General features: G+C 64.0%; 4 protein-coding genes and 2 pseudogenes. 5 read left to right on the top strand and 1 reads right to left on the bottom strand.

All coding sequences use genetic code 11. The annotated features are described in order from the left end of the window. The 5 genes and pseudogenes from WAN71_RS02975 to WAN71_RS02955 all read left to right on the top strand — a co-directional run. Positions 1 to 1,044, top strand: a pseudogene (locus tag WAN71_RS02975) (ribonucleotide-diphosphate reductase subunit alpha); the annotation flags it as partial. Positions 1,045 to 1,126: 82 nt separating this feature from the next. Next, entirely contained in the window at positions 1,127 to 1,597 is a 471-nt protein-coding gene (locus WAN71_RS02970) for a hypothetical protein (protein ID WP_422223898.1), read from the top strand. 58 nt (positions 1,598 to 1,655) lie between these two features. Then, a pseudogene (locus WAN71_RS02965) lies at positions 1,656 to 1,760 on the top strand (hypothetical protein); the annotation flags it as partial. Between the two features lie 240 nt (positions 1,761 to 2,000). Next, the gene (locus WAN71_RS02960; RefSeq protein WP_422223899.1) at positions 2,001 to 2,741 is read left to right on the top strand and encodes a TetR/AcrR family transcriptional regulator; all 741 of its coding nucleotides are present in this window, start codon (positions 2,001 to 2,003) and stop codon (positions 2,739 to 2,741) included. Positions 2,742 to 2,916: 175 nt separating this feature from the next. After that, positions 2,917 to 4,476, top strand: a complete 1,560-nt coding sequence (locus tag WAN71_RS02955; protein WP_422223897.1) for a flavin-containing monooxygenase — start codon at positions 2,917 to 2,919, stop codon at positions 4,474 to 4,476. A 12-nt stretch (positions 4,477 to 4,488) separates the two neighbouring features. Here WAN71_RS02955 and WAN71_RS02950 read toward each other — a convergent pair. Further along, the coding region (locus WAN71_RS02950; RefSeq protein ID WP_422223896.1) for an SDR family NAD(P)-dependent oxidoreductase at positions 4,489 to 5,299 on the bottom strand (811 nt) is incomplete at its 5' end.

Below are 5,299 nucleotides of genomic sequence, written 5' to 3'. Positions count from 1 at the left end.
TTCGAGGACACGGTGAACCGGGCCAACCCGATCGAGGGCAAGATCACCCACTCCAACCTGTGCTCGGAGATCCTGCAGGTCTCCACGCCGTCGATATTCAATGACGACTTGTCGTATGCCAAAGTGGGCAAAGACATTTCGTGCAACCTCGGTTCGCTGAACATCGCCAAGACGATGGACTCGCCGGACTTCGCCCAGAGCATCGAGGTGGCGATCCGCGCGCTGACTGCGGTGAGCGACCAGACCCACATCTGGTCGGTGCCCTCGATCGAGCAGGGCAACAACGACTCGCACGCGATCGGGCTCGGGCAGATGAACCTGCACGGCTATCTGGCGCGCGAACACATCTTCTACGGCTCCGAAGAGGGCATCGACTTCACCAACATCTACTTCTACACGGTGCTCTACCATGCGCTGCGCGCATCGAATCGCATTGCGATCGAACGCGGTTCGAGCTTCAAGGGCTTCGCGCAATCGAAGTACGCGTCGGGGGAGTTCTTCGACAAGTACACCGACCAGATCTGGGAACCCAAGACTGAGAAGGTGCGTCAGCTTTTCGCCGACGCAGACATCCGCATTCCGGCCCAAGACGATTGGCGGCGGCTGAAAGAGTCGGTGCAGGCGCACGGCATCTACAACCAGAACCTGCAGGCGGTGCCGCCGACCGGGTCGATCTCCTACATCAACCACTCGACATCGTCGATCCACCCGATCGTGTCCAAGGTCGAAATCCGCAAGGAAGGCAAGATCGGCCGCGTCTACTACCCGGCGCCCTACATGACCAACGACAACCTGGACTACTACCAGGACGCCTACGAGATCGGCTACGAGAAGATCATCGACACGTACGCGGCGGCCACCCAGCATGTGGATCAAGGTCTCTCGCTGACGCTGTTCTTCATGGACACGGCCACCACCCGCGACGTGAACAAGGCGCAGATCTATGCCTGGCGCAAGGGCATCAAGACGCTGTACTACATCCGGCTGCGGCAGATGGCGCTGGAAGGAACCGAGGTCGAGGGCTGCGTGTCCTGCATGCTGTAGGGCTGCGCGGGTTTGAAAACGGCGGCGACGGCAATCCAAAGGGTCTGGCTCGCATTGCGCGAGACTGATCAGAGGAGTCGTTATGACTACCAGCAACATCGTATGGATTGTCGTCGCAGTGATGGTGGCGCTGTTGCTCATCGCCGCGATCGTCGCGTTGGCCGGCAGAAGCCGCCGTCGGCGCCGGCAAGTCGAAGCTCATCGCATCCGCGAGCAAGTTCTCGAAGACACCGCAAAGGTGGAACGCCGCGAAGCACTCGGCCAGGAGGCTGCTGCCAAGGCACGGGCCGCACAGGCGGAGGCCGAAGTAAAGACGGCCGAAGCCGCGCGGCTGCAGGAGCGCGCCGCCAGTCATCAGAACGAAGCAGCGGCTGCGCGCGACCAGGTGAACGCAAAGGTGCAGCAAGCCGACCAACTCGACCCACGCAACCGCAAAACCGAGGATTCAGGTCAGCACGAGCAGCCGCATCGTGAGTCGGATCGGCCCCAAGGTGATCAGCCCTCCGAGGCAGCCGAAGACCGCTCCACTGCCACACACGACGCCACCACCTGACCCCGGCCCCTGACCACATGTGGTCACCGGCACAAGGACGCCCGGCCCCTCACTGCAGCGCAGGCTGAAAGAGTCAGTTCAGGCGCACGGCATCTACAACCAGAACCTGCAGGCGGTGCCGCCGACCGGGTCGATCTCCTACATCAACCACTCGGCCGAAACCTCGCCCGCTGCCGCGGCCGACTTCAGCGCGCTGTGGTCCGACCTTGTCGGCACGCTCTGATTCAGCGTCTGTCGAGTGTGGCCTTGATGCACGCGATTCGGTGGAGAAGTGTGCATCAAGGGCACACTCGACAAGGGTTTAAACGCACACGATTCGACGCCTCGCCGGACATGAATTGCGGCCGGGCGGCTTGCCCAGGTCAGCGGGGTTCGACGCGGTAAAGTGCTTGACGTGGTCAGAATTCCCCGGCCCCCCCGACCCCACCCCAGCGCGAAGCCGGGGGTCAAGGTCGACGCGCGCAGCGAACGCTGGCGCGAACACCGCAAGAAGGTGCGCGGTGAGATCGTCGAAGCGGCTTTCCGCGCTATCGACCGGTTGGGGCCCGAACTCAGCGTCCGCGAGATCGCCGAAGAGGCCGGTACCGCCAAACCCAAGATCTACCGGCATTTCACCGACAAATCCGACCTGTTCCAGGCGATCGGGGAGCGTCTGCGCGACATGCTGTGGGCGGCGGTCTTCCCGTCGATCGACTTCGCCACCAACTCGGTTCGCGAGCTCATCCACCGCAGCGCGGAGGAGTACGTCAACCTGGTCGATGAGCATCCCAACGTGCTGCGGTTCTTTATCCAGGGCCGGTTCCCGGAGCAGTCCGAGTCGACGATGCGGACGCTGAACGAAGGCCGCGAGATCACCCTGGCGATGGCCGAGATGTTCAACAACGAGCTGCGCGAAATGGAATTGGACCCCGCCGCGTTCGAACTCACCGCGTTCGCCGCATTCGGTTCGGCGGCATCGGCCACCGATTGGTGGTTGGGGTCCGACCCCGACAGCCCGCGGCGGATGGCCCGCGACAAGTTCGTCGAGCACCTCACCACGATCATGATGGGGGTCATCGAGGGCACCGCCGAGCTGCTCGGCATCAAACTGGACCCCGACCAGCCCGTCCACAACGCGGTGCCCCGCGACTCCGCCGCCAGCTGAGCATCGGCGGCGTTGACATCGCCGCGGCCATCGACAACACTTTTCCGATACCGTTGGTACCGGGTAATTGAGAAGGAAATCGATCCAAGATGAGCCGCGCCGGCGACGATGCAGTGGGGGCGCCCCCAGCCGCGCAGCGGCGAGGGGGACGAAGCGATGAGGAGGAGCGGCGCAAATGAGCATTGCCGAGTCGACGACACAGCCCGACGCACAGGCTCCGCCGGTGCATACCCGCGCGGTCATCATCGGCACCGGATTTGCCGGACTGGGGATGGCGATCGCGCTACAGCGCCAGGGTGTGGACTTCGTCATTCTGGAGAAGGCCGACGACATCGGCGGCACCTGGCGTGACAACAGTTACCCGGGCTGCGCCTGCGACGTGCCGTCGCATCTGTACTCGTTCTCATTTGAACCCAAGGCCACCTGGAGCAAGCTGTTCTCACCGCAGCCGGAGATCCTGGACTACCTCAAGGGCGTCACCGACAAGTACGGGCTACGCCGCTACATCCGGTTCGGCTCGCTGGTCGATCGCGCGCATTGGGACGACGGCGAATACCGCTGGCACGTGTTCACCGTCTCCGGGCAGGAGTATGTGGCCCAGTTTCTGATCTCAGGCGCCGGTGCACTGCACATCCCGAGGCTACCGGATATCGAAGGGATGGATGAATTTCGCGGCGCCGCTTTTCATTCCGCGCAGTGGGACCACAGTGTCGACCTGACCGGTAAGAGGGTGGCGGTGATCGGCACCGGGGCCAGTGCCATTCAGATTGTGCCGGAGTTGGTGCGCCGCGATGCCGGCGTGGCCGAGGTGCAGCTGTATCAGCGCACTCCGCCGTGGGTGGTGCCGCGGCCTAACGGCCTACTGCCCGACGGGTTGCGTCGAGCCTTCGCGAACGTGCCGGGACTGCGGCTGGCGGTGCGGTCGGGAATCTACTGGGGGCTCGAGGGTTTGGGCTACGCCATGACGCAACGCCCGAGTCTGCTGCGTGCCGTCGAATTGGTCGGCAAGTGGAACATTTGGCGCAACGTTCGCGACAAGAACCTGCGCCGCAGGCTCACGCCGAGCTACCGGGCCGGGTGCAAGCGAATCCTCTACGCGGGCAACTATTACCAGGCGGTGGCCAATCCGAAGACGACACTGATCACCGAGCGGATTGCGCGTATCACCCCCGGGGGCATCGTCACCGGCGATGGCGTCGAGCACCCGGTCGATGTCATCGTGTACGCCACCGGGTTTCATACCACCGACTCCTACACCTATCTCGATGTCAAGGGCCAGCGCGGGGAGGATCTGGTGGACCGTTGGAACCGGGAGGGTGTTGTGGCGCATCGCGGCATCGCGGTCGCCGACATGCCGAATCTGTTCTTTCTGCTCGGACCCAATACCGGGCTGGGCCACACCTCGGTGGTCTTCATGATCGAGTCGCAGATCCACTACGTCGCCGAGGCGATCGCGACGGTCGAGAAGTACGGAGCGCAGGCGCTGGCGCCCAGCCGCTCCGCACAGGACCGGTTCAACGCCGAGCTGCAGGACAAGCTGGCCGGCTCGGTGTGGAACACCGGTGGCTGCAGCAGTTGGTACCTCGACGAGCACGGCGTCAACCGAACGCTGTGGAGCGGTATGACCTGGCAGTACTGGCGGTCCACCCGCTCGCTCAAACCCGCGGAATACCGGTTCTTCGGGGTGGGCACCGGCGCGCCGGCAAAACGCCGGGCGCTCAACGTCTCCGGCTGATCGCCGCCGGGGCTAGCCGGCTAAGCACGCGCTCGGCTGAGGTGACTTCGAGTAGTGCGACCGAAGATTGAGGCGCACGATGCGGTCCAACGTTCGGTCGGATACGAGTCGGCTTAACCGCGCGAGGATCGCAGCGTCACGTCCGATGGTGTAGCGAGTCCGCGGATGAGATGCGGTAGCGGCCTTGGCGATCACCTTTGCCGCGTGTTCGGCCGAAGCGCCGACGTCGTTGAACGATCGGGCTTGTGCCGCGATGGCTGCGGTGAGATCGCCGTAGCGTGCGAGTTGGGCCGCGGTCATGTTGGCCTTCAGTCCTTCTGCGGTGGCGATTCCACGCTCCGCCATCTCGGTCTTGACTGCGCCGGGCTCGACGACGACGACCTTGATTCCGATATCGCTGACCTCACGGCGCAGTGCGTCACTGACCGCCTCGAGCGCGAACTTCGAACCGGCGTATGCGCCGTAAGTCGGCAGGGCGAACTTGCCGCCGACGGAACTGATGTTCACCACAGTGCCCGAGCTACTCAGGAGGACCGGAAACAGCGCCTGGGTCATCGCGATGTGACCGAACAGATTGACTTCGAACTGCCGGCGCCACTCGGCCAGCGGCAGCGTTTCGACTGGCGCATTGATCGCGATCCCGGCGTTGTTGACCAGCGCACGAAGCGGACGGTGCAGCGGATCGCGGGCGACCCGGTCGGCGATCGCGGCGATGTCCGATTCAACGGAGATGTCGAGGATGCGCGGTTCGATGCCCTCAATGCTCAAGCTACGCAGCGCTTCGGCGTCGGCCTCGCGGCGTACTCCGGCGAGCACGTGAAAA

The organism is Mycobacterium sp. (genome assembly GCF_049280035.1).
In the GTDB taxonomy this organism is placed as follows: Bacteria; Actinomycetota; Actinomycetes; order Mycobacteriales; family Mycobacteriaceae; genus Mycobacterium.
The sequence above is the reverse complement of the archived record's forward strand: the minus strand, read 5'-3'. Positions and strand labels throughout refer to the sequence as shown.

What these genes read in the sequence shown, in the direction of transcription:
- WAN71_RS02955 (WP_422223897.1), top strand. Translation starts at nt 2,917, where the DNA reads ATGAGCATTGCCGAGTCGACGACACAGCCCGACGCACAGGCTCCGCCG.
- WAN71_RS02970 (WP_422223898.1), top strand. Translation starts at nt 1,127, where the DNA reads ATGACTACCAGCAACATCGTATGGATTGTCGTCGCAGTGATGGTGGCG.